We start from the raw sequence: 15542 nt of genomic DNA, 5'->3' as shown, positions 1-15542 counted from the left end.
GGGCGGGCTGCCGGGAGCCACCCGGGCCGGGGACTGCTGGGGCCTGGTGGGGGCGTCGGTGTCGTCGGGCGTCGTCGCGGTCGGCCGCGACCATCTCTGCCGGGCGCTCTCTCCTCGGCGCGCGGGCGTGGGGGCGCGGGCGGAGGAAACTCCCCGGCCACAATGACGCGGTGAACGCCGATCACGCCGGGCCGGGGCGCGAGCTGGTGACGTTCGGTCATGGCACGGCCGGGCCGTCGGAGCTGGCCGCACTGCTGGGGGCCGCCGGTGTGACCGCCGTGGTCGATGTGCGGGCCGCGCCGGGCAGCCGTCGCCGGCCGGATCTCAGCCGGGACGAACTCGCCCGCCGGCTGCCGGAGCACGGCATCGCGTACCGCTGGGAACCGGCGCTGGGGGGCTTCCGGAAGGCTCCCGCCGACTCGCCCGACGTGGTCTGGCGCAATGCCTCCTTCCGCGGCTACGCCGCGCACACCCGGACGCCCGGCTTCGTCGCCGCGATGGACACCCTGCTCGACCAGGCCGCCGCCGTGGCCGGGACCGCGGTGATGTGCGGCGAGGCGGTGTGGTGGCGCTGCCACCGGCGGCTGATCGCCGACTTCGCCGAGGTGGCGCGCGGCGTGCCCGTACGGCATCTGATGCCCGGCGGGGGCCTGGCCCGGCACCGTCCCACGCCGGGCGTGCGGCTGCGCGACGACGGGCTGCTGGTCTACGACGACACCGAGGCCGCCGGCCGCCGCGGCTGAATCCCGGTCCGGCACGGTCCGCCACGGGCCCGCGCTCCCCCGGCGCCCGGTGACCGGCTGCGATGCCCCACCGCTGTCCGTTGTCCGTCGCTGCCCCGGCCCCGGCCGCCGGGCAACCGGGGGGACCTCCGGCGCCCCCCGGGAGGGGCGGACTCCGGCGCAGGTCCACGCGGGCGACGCGCGACGGAGCGCGGCGTCCGGGGCCGCCTCCGTGCTCACAGCGTCCTGAGAACCGCTTCGGTGGTGTCGCACAGCGCCTGCACCGCGCGGCGCAGGGACTGCCAGGAGGCCAGCCACAGCACGGCCCCGACGGGTGCCGCCGGCCACCACCACGCGCCGAGGAGGACGACCGCGGCGCTCCACGCGAGGGCCTCGCAGGCCGCGTCGTAGGCGTCGCGGGCGTCGCTCAGCGCGGCGCGGGAGGTCTCCGGGGCCACGAGCAGCAGCGCGGTCCACTCGCCCGCGATCTCGACGCCGGTCTCCGCCCTGACACGGGCCTCGGTGGCGCGGAACCGGTCGCCGGACCAGGTGGGCGAGCCGGGCCGGACCGGCGCCGTCCGGGCCCGGCGCGCGTCGAGGCGGTCGGCGCGCAGCTCCCGTCCGGCGGCCCGGGCCCGGACGGCCTCCCGCCCGATGTCGTCGGGCGGCATCCACCGCCGCTCCCGCCGGGCGGTCAGCCGCCGGCCCAGCGGCATCAGCCACCACGGCCAGGCCCCCGACGCGAGCGCGCCGATCGCGTTCGCCGCGAACGGCACCGCGAGCGCGGCGGCCACCACCGCCACCGCGACCAGCACCAGCGACGCCGCCGCGTCGGCGGACAGGCCGCCGCCGTTCCGCAGCGCGCCGGCGATCCGCTCCCGCGCGAGCCCGAGGTCGTCCCAGCGGCGGTGGCCGAGCTGCCCGCCCGCCACGATCGCGACCACGACGAAGAGCGCGGCGGGCAGCAGGCGGCGCAGGAACCACCGGTCGGGGATGCGCTTCTGCAGCTCGACGAGGAGACCCACGGCCCTCAGCCGCCGACCAGGCGGAGCGGCCGGCCGGCCAGGGCGCAGGTGGGTGTCTCCCGGGCGGAGTCCTCGCGCAGGTCCACGCGGGCGCAGCGGCCGGTGGGACAGACCCAGCCGACCGACCGCGGCGTCGGGGCGGACGGCCAGTCGCCCACGCCCATCGTCGCGCCCAGACCGAGCCCGCCGGGGATCCCGGCCGCCTCGGCCGCGTGGTGCAGCTCGCGCACCGCGTCCCGCCACGCGGCGGTGGCGGGGTCGCCGGTCCGGACGACCGCGAGGGGAGCGTCCAGGAGCCCGGGGCCGATCAGCTCGCGCAGCGCGTCGACGTTGCGGCACAGGTACTCGACGGCGTCCTCGTAGACCCGCCGCGCCTTCGCCTGGTTCCCCACCGCGGACTCTCCCACGTCCCGAGCATCACCGAATCGTTGCCCCCCGTGGCCGGGGATCCGATTACCCTACCGTTTGATGACTGAGCTTCAGGAACGCGTGGTCGCACGGCTCGTCGCGGCCCGGAATGCTCAGGACCCCGCCCCGCTGCGCGGTGAGGACGCGGTGCGCGACGCGCTGGCACTGCTGCGCGAGGCCGCGCCGTCGCCCGGGGCGGAGATCGGCCTCGACGCGGTCGCCGCCGTCTTCTGGACCTTCTGGATGCGGCACCAGGGCCCGGAGGACCCGGAGGCGCAGCGGAACACGACAATCGCGCTGAGCACCTTCGGGTTCCTGTGCCCGCGGGTGCCCGCCGGGGCCGCGTTTCCCCAGCCGCTGCGCGACGGCTACGACCCCGCCGACCCCTCGCACGAGGCGCGGTTCGCCTACCTGGTCAGCTCGGCCCACGCCGAGGCCGTCGGCGAGGCGGTGGCGGCCGGGGAGCCCGTCCCGCCGGCCGCGCTCGACCGCGCGCTGGCCTGGTCCGACACGGCGCACCGCCTCCTGCCGGACGGCCACGAGGGGGCCGTCGAGCTGGCGTTCCACGCCCACGAGCTGTACGTGACGCGGTTCCAGTTCGCCGCCGACCCGGACGCGCTCGCCGCCGCGGCCCGCCACGCGCGGGTGCTGTGCGAGCGGCTGCGCCCGACCGGTCCCGAGGAAGCCCAGGTGGCCGCCGGCGCCCTCAGGACCGTGATCGACGCCGCGCGGCTGCTGGGCGAGCCCCGACTGCCCGAGGTCGACCGGCTCGTCGCCGCCGCCCCGGCCGGCACCCTCACGCCGGAGGCGGCCGAAGGGCTGCGCGGCCTGCGGGAGATCCACGCCCTGCCCGTCACCTGGCCGGGAGAACGCGACCTGCGCGTCGGCTCGCTGATCGCGGAGGCGGGCGCGCGCGAGCACGACGCGGGCCGCATCGCCTGTGGCGTCCGGCGCCTGCGCGCGGCCCTCGCCCGCACCCCCGACGGCCACCCCGCGCGCCCCGGTGCCACCGCCGCCCTGAGCCGGGCGCTCGACGCGTTCGCCCGGGAGCGCGGCGACGACGCCGCGGCCCGGGAAGCGGCCGAGTTGGCGGCGGGCCTGCTCGCCGCCGCCGACGGGGCCCGCCCCCCGGACCAGGGCGACGCGGAACTTCTCACCTCCTACCGGGAGCTGGCGGAGCTGGCGGCGAGCGACGACCCGGCGCACGCGGAGCGCGCCGGGCCGTTGCTCCGCCGCGTCATCCAGCAGACCAGGGCGCGTGCCGCGCGGGACGGCGCGGCCCCGGACATCGACCTGGAGGTCGCCGACCTGGCCCTCGCTGCCGACTCGGGCGCCCTTTCCGACGTTTCCGGGGAACGGATCGCCCGGTACCGCGCCGCCCTGGCCGGGCTGCCCGCCGACCGGCCGCTCCGCTACGCCTACGTCGCCGTGCTCGCCGCCCTCACCGGGGTCCGGGCGCAGACCCTGCGGGCGGCCGACCCCGCGAGGGCGGCCGAACTCGCCGCCGAGGCCCGGTCGTTGACCGACGAGGCGGCGGCCGGAGCGCCGGCCGGGTTCCCGCCGCTCGGCCTGCTGCGCCTCGAACTCTTCGAGGCCGCACTGCCCGTGGCCGCCATGGTTGCCCTGGCCGGCGGCCGGGACGGCATGCCGGAAGGGGAATGGGCGGAGCTGTCCGAGCTGGTCGCGCTCGTCTCCCGCATGCACGACGTCCGCCTCGACGGCCCCGAGCACCTGGACTCCGACATCGCGATCCTGCGGGAACTCCTCGCGGGCACCGGGGAGATCACGGGGGAGGACGCCGGGGAGGACGGTGGTGGGCATGCCGGGCGGGACGGCCTCGTCCCGCGGGCGCTGCTGGCCGCGTCGCTGGGCGGCGCGCTCTCCGCCCGCGCCGCCGAGCAGGGCGACCCCGCCGCCTTCGAGGAGGTCGTCACGCTGCTGCGCTACGCGCGCTCGCACGAACCCGACCTGCCCGCGTCGTTCGACCGGATGCAGGCGTTCGCGCTCACCATGACCTCGCTCGGGCGCTTCGACGCGGAGGCGGCGCGCGAGGCGTCCGTGCTGCTGGCCACGGCGACGGCCGGGGAGGCGGGCAAGGGGGCGGGCGAGGGGACGCCGGCCGGGCCCGGCGAGGTGGTGCTCGCGGTCCGGACCGAGCTCCACAACGCCCTGCAGAACTACCTGTTCGGCCACGAACCGGGCCAGCTCGCCCGCGCCCGGCGGCTCGCGCGGCACCTGAAGGAGCTGACCGGCGAGGCGGCCACCGGGACCGGGGAACTGCCGCCCGGCTTCGACGTGATGGGCGACTACTACGTCAACCTGGTGGAGACCATCGGCCCGGGCGGCGGCCCCCGGAGCGACCTCACCGACGCCCACGTCGACGCGTGCCGGCGCACGTTCGCGGCCTGCCCCGCCGGTCACCCGGCGCGGTTCCTCCTGGCGACCACCCTCCTGCGGGCGCTCGTGCAGCGGGCCGTGGCGGTGCGCGCCGCCGACCCGGAGCGCGCGGCGAGCCTGGTGGCCGAGGCCGGGGCCGTGGTCCGCACGGCCGAGCAGGGCGCCCCCGACGGCTGGGCCGACCTGCTGCGTCTCCTCACCGGCCTGCCCGGTGTCCTGGCGGCCGGTGCCACGGGGCAGGGACGCCCCCTGCCTCTCCCCCAGGACCCGCCGTCCGGGACCCGCCCGGCCGCGATGCGGGCCGTCGAGGACATGCTGGCGCCGCTCCTCACCCGCCTGTCCGCCGGGCCCGCCGACCCCGCCGCCTGGCGCGACCGCGCCCTCCCGCCGTGGATCCGGGCGCACGGGGCGCTCGCAGCCGCCGCCGGCGCGGTGGGCGGACCGGGCGGCACCGGCCTGGCTCTGGCCCACCTCGACACAGCCGTCGAGGCCATGGCCGCCGTCACCGACCGGGGCAGTGACCAGCAGTCCGCCGAGCACGGCCTGACGACGTTCGACGGCGACATCCGCGCGGTCGTCGAGCTGGTCCTCACCCGCCTCCTCGTCGACGCGGGAGCCGCCGTGCTGACGGACCGCCTGGCGGCCGTGCGGCGCGCCCTCGCGGCCTTCCGCGACGCGGGGCGTCCGCCGGACTCCCTCCCTGCCCTGGCCCCGGCGTCCGACCCGGCGTCCGACCCGGCCGGGCGCCCGCGCACCGTGGACGGACCCGACGTCGACCGGGCCGCCGCCCTGCTGGAGCGCGGGCGCGGCCTGCTGCTGTCCCGGCGGATCGAGGCGCGGGCCGACCTCGGCGAGCTGCGGGCGGCCCACCCCGAGCTGGCCGCGGAGTTCGAGCGGCTGACCGACCTGCTCGCCGCCGAGCCCGGCCCGCCCGGGCCCGCCCCCGCCGGTCACGCCGAACGGACCCGGCTCGCCCGGCTCCGCGCGTCGCGGGAGCTCGACGCCCTGGTCGAACGCGTCCGCGGCCACGAGGGGTTCGGCGGCTTCCTGCGCCCGCTCTCCGCCGGGCAGCTCCGCGCGCTCGCGGCCGACGGCCCGATCGTCGTGCTCAACCACGCGCGGCGGCACTGCCACGCCCTCGTCGTCACCGCCCGGTCGATCACCGCCCTGCACCTCGACGCCACGGCCGACGACGTCACCGGCCGGGCCCGGCGGCTGCGCGAGGCCATCGCCGCCATCAACGCGCACGGCCCGTCGCGGCCCGCCCCCGCCCAGCTCGTCGCCGCGGCGGCCACGGTGCGCCGGACGCTGGAGTGGACCTGGCACACGGTCGTCCGCCCGGTCCTCGACCTGACCGGGCTCGCCGGGCCCGTTCCGGAGGGCGGCGTGTGGCCGCGGATCTGGTGGATCCCCACCGGCGCGTTCAACGCCCTCCCGCTGCACGCCGCCCAGTGCGCGCGGCCCGACTGCCCGCTCGACGGCTGCGGCGCCGCGCTCGACGCGGTGGTCTCGTCGTACGTGCCCGGCTTCCAGACCCTGGCGCACGCCCGCACCCGGGCCCGGCACCGCTCCGCCGCGGACGGCGGCGGCGTTGCCCTGCTGGTCGCCGAGCCCGACGAGGAGCTGCCCGGCGCCGCGGCGGCGGCCGGCTACGCGGCCGGGCTGCTGGGCGCGCCCGAGCCGCTGATCGGCGCCGCGGCGACCCGCGAGGCCGTCCTCGCCGCGCTCGGCACCACCCGGTGGGCCCACTTCGGCTGCCACGCCGCCACCGACCCGCTGGAGCCGTCCGGCGCCCTGCTCCACCTGCCGAGCGGCGAACCGCTCTCCGTCCTCGACATCTGCCGGGCACGGCCACGGCTGGCCCGCCTCGCGTTCCTCACGGCCTGCGGCACCGCGCGCACCTCCGACCGGCTCGCGGACGAGGCCATCCACATCACCAGCGCCTTCCTCCTCGCCGGGTTCCCCACCGCGGTCGGAACGCTCTGGGAGATCGACAGCGCCCACGCGGACCACGTCACCCGCGACTTCTACCGCCGCACACCGGGCGACGGCACCGCCGCCGCCCGGGCCCTGCACGACACCATCCGCGCCCTGCGCCGCCGCCTGCCCGACCGCCCCCACATCTGGGCGGCCTACGTCCACGCGGGCACCTGACGGCACCGACCGGGACGACCACGCGGATGGGTCGCCGTGCGCCGCGCCCGATGATTTCGCGGCTCGGGCGCGGTCCACCCCGCACGACCGAACGCTCACGACGCATGCCCGGAAGGGATTCGACGATGCGCAAGCTGATCGTCTGCAACGTCATCTCGCTCGACGGCTACTTCGAAGGCCCGGGCAATGACGTCATGGCCATGCCATTCGACCGGGGATTCTCCGAGTACAAACGCCGAGCGCCTGCGGGCGGCCGACACCCTGCTGCTCGGCCGCACCTCCTACGAAGGGTTCAGGAGCTACTGGCCCGCGATCGCCGACGATCCCGACGCGCCACCGCTGGAGCGCGAGATCTCCCGCCGCAACAACGCCATCGACAAGGTCGTCGTCTCCGACACCCTGACGCCCGACCCGGCGGCACCATGGCAGAACACCCGCGTCATCGGCCGCGCCGACGCACACCAGCGGATCGCCGCGCTCAAGCGCGACCCCGGCCGCGACATCCTCGTCTTCGGCAGCCACACCCTGTGGAACGACCTGCTCGCCCACGGCCGCGTCGACGAACTCCACCTGATGATCGGCCCCGGCGTGCTGGCCGCGGGCACCCGCGCCTTCGAGAGCCGACCACCGGTCTCCCTGCGACTGCTCGGCACCCGCACCTGGGACGGATCGGGGCTCGTACTCGTCCAGTACGCCGTCGAACCCGACCGGGCCGAGTGACGCACGCCGCGTCAGCAGGAAGAACGCGGATACGGGCAGACCGGTCCGGCGAGATCACCGCCGACGTGTCATGGACGCCGAGGCCGCACCTGACGCCCTTTCCGTCCACGGGAGGCCGGGCGGGTGGCTAGCAGCCGTCGAGCGGGTCCACCCGGTAGATCAGCGAGGACGACACCCAGCCGGTCACCCCGGTGGTGTTGTCGGTCAGGTAGTACCAGGCGTGGTTGGGCTCCGGTGCCACAAAGCAGTGGACCGTCACCGAGTGGTCGCGGTAGCCGAGACCGGCGACCGCGTACTGGGTGCCGGGGCCGGTGCGGATCCGGACACCGTCCTCCCGGAACTCGCCCCAGATCGCGGCGGACACCTCCGTCGTGGAGACATCGGCGGTCACCGCGGTGGGCGCGGCGGGAGTGGCCGCCTGCCCGGTGCCCGCCGTCAACAGCACGGTGGGCACGGCCAGGCCGATGGCCAGCAGGAGACGCGAGACATGGCGTCGCATGAAGAGACCCCCAGAGTGATGCGCAGAGCCGGTCGGCCGGATGAAGCCGCTCGCGGGACGGCGCCCCCCTGAACCCCTCCTGGTGCGCCATCGCGACGGCCGCCAGGCCGGACGGGTCGGAGTCTATGGATCACACCAGTTGAGTGCCACACCTTTCGGCCCAGGCTGAATTCACCTCACCCTCATGAACGCTCGGGAAGTGGGCCGTCTTCTTCCCTTCCCTGCGGAGCCGGCATGCGCGATCCGGGCAGCCTCGGTGACGGCGCCTTCCGCGCCGGTCGCGGCGGGCGCTGGTCCGTGGGCCGTGGCCCGGACAACGGGGTGTCGCGTTCGAGGACGTGGATGGTGCCGCCCCCGGCGCATCGGGGGATGCGTCTGGAGGCCAGTCACTCCCGGCTGCCGGTGGAGGACGCCCCCGCCTCGCCCGGCCGTGTCACCGATCGGCAGCACGTCCGAGTCAGCTTTCGCGCAGGACCAGGCGGGTGGGCACCGGGGACTCGGCCCGCATCTGGCGCACCACGACCGCCACCAGCAGTTCGCCGACCTTCGCGAAGTCCTGGTGGACGGTGGTCAGCGGTGGGAGGAACGCGCCATCTGGTCGTTGGCCGTGAACACCGCCGTGCAGCCCCGCTCGCCGGCCAGCCGCAGGCCCGGCCCGGTACCCGGACTCCGCCGTCCGGTCGCCGCGCACCAGCGGCGGCACCCCCGGCCCGGCCTCGCGCAGCGCCGCGTCCCACGCGTCGACGCGGACCGGGACCGGGCCGGCGTCGTCCGTGTGCCGGGCCCCGGCCGGGCGTGTGACCTGGGTCTCGGTGCGAACGGGCGTGCTTGTTGGTCTCTGAAACCGCTTCCATAATGAACACGTCTTCATCACTCCGACGGCACGACCCCGCCGTGGCGATGTGAGCGCGGAGCCCCCATACCCGCCCGAGAATGAACGACTCTGGCCGACGGCGTCCGGATCACCACCACCGGTACTGCCAGGAGAGAACATGACCATCCGTGACGTAGCGGCCCGCGCGGGAGTGTCGCCCGCGACCGTATCCCGGGTCTTCACGCAGCCGCACGCCGTCGCGGGCGCCACCCGGCAGCGGGTGCTGGCCGCCGCCGAGGAACTGCGGTACACGCCCAACCCGGCCGCCCGCTCGCTGGCCCGGGGCCGGTCGGGCAACCTCGGGCTGATTGTGTCGGACATCGCGAGCCCGTTCCAGGCCGAGGTGATCAAGGCCGTCCAGCGACAGGCGCGGTACGAGGGCTACGCGCTGTTCGTCGCGGACCCCGACGAGACGGCCCGGGACGAGGCGCGGATCGCCGCGGCCATGGCCGGACAGGTGGAGGGACTGCTCCTGTCCCGGCCCGGCATGGCCGACGAGCAGGTGTACGAACTGGCCGCGCACACGCCCCTCGTGCTGATCAACCGCGAGGTCGACGGGATTCCCGCCGTGCTCACCGACCCGACCGACGCCACCGTGCACGCCGTGGAGCACCTGCACGCCCTGGGGCACCGCGAGGTGGTCTACCTCTCCGGCCCGGCGGGCTACTCCAACGAGATGCGGCTGTGCGCGGTGCGCGCCACCTGCCGGCGGCTGGGTGTCGGGCTGGCCGAACGCGGCCCGTTCGAGCCGACCCTGGCGTCCGGGGTGCGGGCCGCCGACCTCGCGCTGGGCACCTCCGCCACGGCGATCGTCGCGTTCAACGACGAGATCGCGGTCGGGGTGCTGGGCCGGCTCGCGGACCGCGGGCGGAGTGTGCCGGGGGACATCAGTCTGGTCGGCTTCGGGGACACCTCCCTCGCCGAGGTGGTGACGCCGAAGCTGACCACGGTGCGGTTGCAGAAGTCCGCGGCCGGCACCGCGGCCGTGCGCATGCTGCTCGACATCCTCCGCGGCGATGCCCCGGGGACATGGGCACCGGTCACGCTGCCCGCCGAACTGGTGGTCCGGGCCAGCGTGGGCCCGGCCCCGGCCGGAGTGCCGGTCGCCTGAGCGGCCCACCCGGCCGCCGCGCCGTGCGGTGAAAACGGTTTCAGCATCACTGAAAACGTCCGCGAATTCACTGGAACCGTTTTCGCGCACAAACCGGAGATTGACGAATATCACATCGCGCGCATAGTCTTGCCCGCAACCGAACGGACTCCTTTCGGAAATGTGGCGCCAATGGAGGTGCCCCGCGACGGCATGCACCATGCGGCGTGCGCCCTCCATGCGCCGATTGCCTGCTGGTTTTCGATTTCGTGGAAGCGGAAGGAGCACGGTAAATGATGGACGTCTCAAGTGTGCTCGCCATCGTCCTCGCCGGCGGGGAGGGGAAGCGCCTGATGCCGCTGACGGCCGACCGCGCGAAGCCGGCGGTCCCGTTCGGCGGCACGTACCGGCTGATCGACTTCGCGCTGTCCAACCTGGTCAACGCGGGCCTCCGGCGGATCATCGTGCTGACCCAGTACAAGTCGCACAGCCTCGACCGGCACGTGTCGCTCACCTGGCGGCTGCCCGCGCTGCTCGGTGACTTCGTGACCCCGGTCCCGGCCCAGCAGCGGACCGGTCCCCGCTGGTTCGAGGGCTCGGCCGACGCCGTCTATCAGTCTCTCAACCTGATCTACGACGAGCGGCCCGAGAACGTCATCGTGTTCGGCGCCGACCACATCTACCGCATCGACCCCAGACACCTGCTGGCCGCGCACGCGGCCTCCGGCGCGGCGGTCACCGTCGCCGGCATCCGCGTGCCGCGCGCCGACGCGCACCGCTTCGGCGTCATCGAGACCGACCCCGGCGGGCAGTGGATCACGTCGTTCCGGGAAAAGCCGGCCGATGCCGCCGGGCTCCCGGACGCGCCCGACGAGGTCTTCGCCTCCATGGGTAATTACGTGTTCCGGACCGACGCCCTGGTGCGTTCGGTGAAAGAGGACGCCCGGAATTCTTCGTCGCGGCACGACATGGGCGGCGACATCATTCCGTCATTCGTCGAGGAGGGCACCGCCGCCGTATTCGATTTCGCGGACAGCACCGTGCCCGGCGCCACCGAACGGGACCGTGGCTACTGGCGCGACGTGGGGAGCATCGATTCCTATTACGAGGCCAGCATGGACGTCATCGCCGACGATCCCGTGTTCAATCTCTACAACCATCGCTGGCCGATCCTCAGTTACCAGCCCTCGCGGCCCCCGGCCAAGATCGTCCCGGCCTACGGCCTGACGCCCGACGTCCAGAACTCGGTGCTGTCGCCGGGCGTCATCGTGGCGGGCGCCCGCGCCCATCGCTCCCTGCTCTCGCGGGATGTCCGGGTCGCTCCCGGCGCCGACATCGAGGGATCGGTTCTGTTCGACAATGTGCAGATCGGCGCCAACGCGATTGTCCGCAACGCGATTCTCGACAAGAACGTGATCGTTCCCGAGGGGGCCAGGATCGGCGTCGATGGCGAAAAGGACAGCGCCCATTACTCCGTGAGCCCGGGCGGCGTGGTCGTGGTCGCCAAGCACCAGACGATCGTGCCGAGCTGACAGGCAGGAGAGCCCCCATGCCGATCCATCCACGGGCGGGAACGCCCGCGCTCGCCGGCGACCTTGTCGACGTCGCGAGCCTCACCGACGCCTACTACCGCGGCCCCGACCCGTCGGCGCCCGAGCAGCGCGTCGCCTTCGGGACGTCCGGGCACCGCGGTTCCAGCCTGCGCGGCGGCTTCAACGAGGCGCACATCCTGGCGATCGCGCAGGCCCTGTGCGACCACCGGGCGGCGCAGGGCATCACGGGCCCGCTGTTCCTGGGCCTCGATCCGCACGCCCTGTCCGAACCCGCCGGGGTCACGGCGCTGGAGGTGTTCGCCGCCAACGGCGTCACCGTGCTGATCGACGACCGGGACGGCTACACCCCCACCCCCGCGGTGTCGCACGCCATCCTGTCCCACAACCGTGGCGGCACGGCCCACCGGGCCGACGGTGTCGTCATCACCCCGTCGCACAACCCGCCGTCCGACGGCGGGTTCAAGTACAACCCGCCGCACGGCGGGCCGGCCGACACCGCCGTGACCCGGTGGATCCAGGAACGGGCGAACGCCCTCCTCGACGACGGTCTCGCCGGTGTCCGCCGCGTGCCCTGGGCGCGCGCCAAGTCCGCCGATACCACCGGACGTTACGACTTCCTGGGGCACTACGTCGACGACCTGCCCGCCGTGGTCGACCTGCGGAGCGTCAAGGAGTCCGGCCTGCGCGTCGCCGCCGACCCCATGGGCGGCGCCAGCGTCGCCTACTGGGCCGAGATCGCGAGCCGGCACGGCCTCGACATCACGGTCACCCAGCCCACCGTGGACCCGACATGGCGGTTCATGCCCCTGGACCACGACGGCAGGATCCGCATGGACTGCTCCTCGCCGTGGGCCATGGCGGCCCTGGTGGAGCGGTCCGCCGGCTTCGACCTCGCGGTCGGCAACGACCCGGACGCCGACCGGCACGGCATCGTCACGCCCGACGCCGGGCTGATGCGGCCCAACGACTACCTGGCCGTCGCCGTCGACTACCTGATCGGGCACCGGCCCGACTGGCCGCCGGCGGCGGTCGGCAAGACCGTCGTGTCGTCGTCCCTGATCGACCGGGTGGCCGGGCACCACGGCCGTCCTCTCGTCGAGGTCCCCGTCGGCTTCAAGTGGTTCGTGCCCGGCCTGCTGGACGCCACGCTGGTGTTCGGCGGCGAGGAGAGCGCCGGCGCCGCCATGCTGCGCCGCGACGGCACGGTGTGGACCACCGACAAGGACGGCATCGCGCTGTGCCTGCTCGCCGCCGAGATCACCGCGACGACCGGGACGACGCCCGCCGAGCGGTACGCGGTCCTCGCGGAGCGGCTGGGCTCCCCGCTGTACGAACGGACCGACGTCCCCGCGACCGCCGACGAGAAGAGGCTCCTCGGGCACCTGTCGGCGGACCGGATCCCCGCCACCGAGCTGGCCGGCGAGCCCATCACCGCGATCCTCACCGAGGCACCGGACTCCGCGGCACCCATCGGCGGCCTGAAGGTGTCCGCGCCGTCGGGCTGGTTCGCCGCGCGGCCGTCGGGCACGGAGGACGTCTACAAGATCTACGCGGAGTCCTTCCGCGGACGCGACCACCTCCGGCAGATCCAAGACGAGGCGCGGACGTTCGTGTCCGCCGCCCTGAACGACAGGTAACACCCGTGCGAGCTCATCGACTGATCACCGTCCCGCTCGACCTCCCCGCCGGGCTCGCCCCGCTGCGGGAGCTGGCGACGAACCTGCGCTGGACGTGGCACCCGCCCACCCGCGACCTGTTCGCCGAGGCCGCGCCCGAGCTGTGGACACGCGTCGGGGAGAACCCGGCGCGTCTGCTGACGGCCCTGTCCCCGGGCGAGCTCACACGGCTGGCCGGCGACGAGACGTTCCTGGCGCGGATGCGCGAACGCGCCGCGGACCTCGCCGCATACCTCGACCGGCCCCTGCCGTCCGGGCCCACCGTGGCGTACTTCTCGCCGGAGTTCGGCATCACCGCCTCCCTGCCCCTGTACTCGGGCGGGCTCGGGATCCTCGCCGGCGACCACCTCAAGTCGGCTTCCGACCTGGGCATACCGCTGATCGGCGTCGGCCTGCTCTACCGCTCCGGCTACTTCGCCCAGTTCTTCGACGACGACGGCTGGCAGCGGGAGCGCTACCCGCGGTTCGACGCCGAGGCGGCCGGTCTCAGCCCGCTGGCCGACGCCGACGTGCACCTCGCCCTCCCGGACGGCGGGGACCTGTTCGCCCGCGTCTGGGTGGCGCGGGTCGGCCGGGTGCCGCTGCTGCTGCTCGACAGCGACGACGAGCGCAACACCCCGGCGGACCGTGCCCTCACCGACCGGCTGTACGGCGGGGACACGCTCACCCGGCTCCGCCAGGAGCTGCTGCTCGGCATCGGCGGAGTGCGGGCCGTCCGCGCCTACTGCGATCTGAGCGGCAGCGTCGAGCCGGACGTCTACCACACCAACGAGGGACACGCCGGCTTCCTCGGCCTCGAACGCGTCCGCGCCCTCATGGACGAGGCCGTCCTCGGGTTCCCCGAGGCCCTGGCGGCCGTGCGCGCCGGAACGGTGTTCACCACGCACACGCCCGTGCCCGCCGGCATCGACCGGTTCGACGCCGCCGCGGTCGCCGCCCACCTGGCGGCCGCGGTGCCCGGCGTCCCCGTGGACGCCTGTCTCGAACTCGGCGCGGAGGCAGACCCAGGCGTGTTCAACATGGCCCACATGGGTCTGCGGCTCGCCCAGTGGCGCAATGGCGTCTCCGCGCTGCACGGATCGCTGAGCCGCTCCATGTTCGCCCCGCTGTGGCCCGAACTCCCCGTGGACCAGGTGCCGATCGGCCACGTCACCAACGGGGTGCACGCCGCCACCTGGGCGGCCGGCGGGCCCGCCCCCGACCTCGGCGACGACGCGCTGTGGGCCGCCCGGCGCGAGCTGCGCGCCGGCCTGGTCGAACGCGCCCGGCGGCGGCTGCGCGCGGCGCACTCCGGCTCCGGTGCCGGCTCCGCCACGCAGACCGCCTGGGTCGACGACTGCCTCGACCCCGACGTCCTCACCATCGGGTTCGCCCGCAGGGTCCCGACGTACAAGCGGCTGACCCTGATGCTCAGCGACCGCGACCGCCTGCGCCGGCTTCTGCTCGACCCCGACCGGCCCGTGCAGCTCCTCGTCGCCGGCAAGGCCCACCCGGCCGACGACGACGGCAAGAAGCTGATCCAGGAGCTGCTCTGGTTCGCCCGGGACCCCGCGCTGCGCCGCCGCATCGTCTTCCTGCCCGACTACGACATGGCGGTCGGCGCCGAACTGGTCGCCGGCTGCGACGTGTGGCTGAACAATCCGCTCCGGCCGCAGGAGGCGTGCGGCACGTCCGGCATGAAGGCCGCGCTCAACGGCGGGCTCAACCTGTCGATCGGCGACGGCTGGTGGGAGGAGTGCTACGACCCGGCCTACGGCTGGGCGATCCCCTCCGCCGGCGGCACCGACGGCGGCCCCGGCCGGGACGAGACCGAGGCGAACGCCCTGTACGACCTGCTGGAGACGAAGGTCGTGCCGCTGTTCTACGACGACCGGCCCGGCTGGCTGCGCATGGTCCGCGCGGTCCTGCGCGACCTGCGCCCCCGGCTGCTGGCCGACCGCATGGTCACCGACTACGTCGAGACGCTCTACCGGCCGGCGGCCGAGGCGTCCGAGCGCCTCGCCGCCCACGACTTCGCCCCCGCGCGCCGGCTCGCCGCCTGGAGCGACACGGTGCGTGACGCCTGGCCCGGGGTCCGCGTGGACCGCCTCCAGGCCCGAACGGTCACCCTCCTGCCGCACGACGGCCGTCTCGTCGGGCTGCGCGCGGAGGTCGAGCTGGGGCCCCTGTCCCCCGAGGACGTCGGGGTCCTGGCCTACTGCGGCCCGGTCGACGACGCCGGGGAACTCGTCGACCCCGTGTCCGCGACCATGACCCCGACGGCCGACGGCACGGCGTACGAGGCCGTTCTCACACCGCCGCACAGCGGTGTCCTCGGCTGCTCCGCCCGCGTCCTGCCCCGGCACGAACTGCTCGGCCCCGACGGGCTCGGCCTGGTCCGCGACTCCGCCCCCCGGTCGGATCAGTGAGCGACGAAGGGACACC

10 protein-coding genes and 1 pseudogene are annotated in these 15542 nt (G+C 75.1%); 7 read left to right on the top strand and 4 right to left on the bottom strand.

All coding sequences use genetic code 11. The features are described 5' to 3' along the window. The first annotated feature begins 170 nt into the window (after nt 1-170). The gene (locus ACSNOC_RS11355; protein WP_436747222.1) at nt 171-743 is read left to right on the top strand and encodes a DUF488 domain-containing protein; all 573 of its coding nucleotides are present in this window, start codon (nt 171-173) and stop codon (nt 741-743) included. A 215-nt stretch (nt 744-958) separates the two neighbouring features. Here ACSNOC_RS11355 and ACSNOC_RS11350 read toward each other — a convergent pair whose 3' ends face one another. Together ACSNOC_RS11350 and ACSNOC_RS11345 are read right to left on the bottom strand one after the other, a co-directional pair. Next, nucleotides 959-1747 carry a hypothetical protein gene (locus tag ACSNOC_RS11350; RefSeq protein WP_436747221.1) on the bottom strand — a complete coding sequence of 263 codons (789 nt, stop codon included), beginning with the start codon at nt 1745-1747 and terminating at the stop codon, nt 959-961. A gap of 5 nt (nt 1748-1752) precedes the next feature. Further along, nucleotides 1753-2154: a hypothetical protein gene (locus tag ACSNOC_RS11345; RefSeq protein ID WP_436747220.1), complete on the bottom strand. Its 402-nt coding sequence runs from the start codon at nt 2152-2154 to the stop codon at nt 1753-1755. A 61-nt stretch (nt 2155-2215) separates the two neighbouring features. On the opposite strand from ACSNOC_RS11345, the gene ACSNOC_RS11340 reads away from it, so the two are divergent. After that, nucleotides 2216-6706, top strand: coding sequence for a CHAT domain-containing protein (locus ACSNOC_RS11340; protein WP_436747219.1), 4491 nt, complete (start codon nt 2216-2218; stop codon nt 6704-6706). 186 nt (nt 6707-6892) lie between these two features. Then, nucleotides 6893-7426 (top strand): dihydrofolate reductase family protein, encoded by a 534-nt coding sequence (locus tag ACSNOC_RS11335; protein ID WP_436747218.1) that lies wholly within the window; start codon nt 6893-6895, stop codon nt 7424-7426. Between the two features lie 127 nt (nt 7427-7553). Here ACSNOC_RS11335 and ACSNOC_RS11330 read toward each other — a convergent pair whose 3' ends face one another. Both ACSNOC_RS11330 and ACSNOC_RS11325 read right to left on the bottom strand, forming a co-directional pair. After that, nucleotides 7554-7925 carry an SH3 domain-containing protein gene (locus tag ACSNOC_RS11330; protein WP_436747217.1) on the bottom strand — a complete coding sequence of 124 codons (372 nt, stop codon included), beginning with the start codon at nt 7923-7925 and terminating at the stop codon, nt 7554-7556. Nucleotides 7926-8382: 457 nt separating this feature from the next. Continuing rightward, nucleotides 8383-8697 (bottom strand): annotated as a pseudogene (locus tag ACSNOC_RS11325) (LacI family transcriptional regulator); the annotation flags it as partial. Nucleotides 8698-8917: 220 nt separating this feature from the next. Here ACSNOC_RS11325 and ACSNOC_RS11320 point away from each other — a divergent pair. From ACSNOC_RS11320 to glgP, 4 genes are all read left to right on the top strand, one after another. After that, the gene (locus ACSNOC_RS11320; protein WP_436747216.1) at nt 8918-9910 is read left to right on the top strand and encodes a LacI family DNA-binding transcriptional regulator; all 993 of its coding nucleotides are present in this window, start codon (nt 8918-8920) and stop codon (nt 9908-9910) included. Between the two features lie 272 nt (nt 9911-10182). Then, nucleotides 10183-11421, top strand: a complete 1239-nt coding sequence (gene glgC, locus ACSNOC_RS11315; protein ID WP_436747215.1) for a glucose-1-phosphate adenylyltransferase — start codon at nt 10183-10185, stop codon at nt 11419-11421. Nucleotides 11422-11438: 17 nt separating this feature from the next. Continuing rightward, nucleotides 11439-13079 (top strand): phosphoglucomutase (alpha-D-glucose-1,6-bisphosphate-dependent), encoded by a 1641-nt coding sequence (gene pgm, locus ACSNOC_RS11310; RefSeq protein WP_436747214.1) that lies wholly within the window; start codon nt 11439-11441, stop codon nt 13077-13079. A 5-nt stretch (nt 13080-13084) separates the two neighbouring features. After that, nucleotides 13085-15526, top strand: coding sequence for an alpha-glucan family phosphorylase (gene glgP, locus ACSNOC_RS11305; RefSeq protein WP_436747213.1), 2442 nt, complete (start codon nt 13085-13087; stop codon nt 15524-15526). The last annotated feature ends 16 nt before the right edge of the window (nt 15527-15542 follow it).

The sequence above is a fragment of the Streptomyces sp. URMC 129 genome, from assembly GCF_051386415.1.
In the GTDB taxonomy this organism is placed as follows: Bacteria; Actinomycetota; Actinomycetes; order Streptomycetales; family Streptomycetaceae; genus Streptomyces.
Note: the sequence above shows the minus strand (reverse complement) of the source record. Positions and strands in the feature narration are given on the sequence as shown.

Coding starts and splice junctions, on each gene's coding strand:
- ACSNOC_RS11340 (WP_436747219.1), top strand. CDS start 2,216: ATGACTGAGCTTCAGGAACGCGTGGTCGCACGGCTCGTCGCGGCCCGG.
- ACSNOC_RS11320 (WP_436747216.1), top strand. CDS start 8,918: ATGACCATCCGTGACGTAGCGGCCCGCGCGGGAGTGTCGCCCGCGACC.
- ACSNOC_RS11335 (WP_436747218.1), top strand. CDS start 6,893: ATGACGTCATGGCCATGCCATTCGACCGGGGATTCTCCGAGTACAAAC.
- glgC (WP_436747215.1), top strand. CDS start 10,183: ATGATGGACGTCTCAAGTGTGCTCGCCATCGTCCTCGCCGGCGGGGAG.
- ACSNOC_RS11330 (WP_436747217.1), bottom strand. CDS start 7,925: ATGCGACGCCATGTCTCGCGTCTCCTGCTGGCCATCGGCCTGGCCGTG.
- pgm (WP_436747214.1), top strand. CDS start 11,439: ATGCCGATCCATCCACGGGCGGGAACGCCCGCGCTCGCCGGCGACCTT.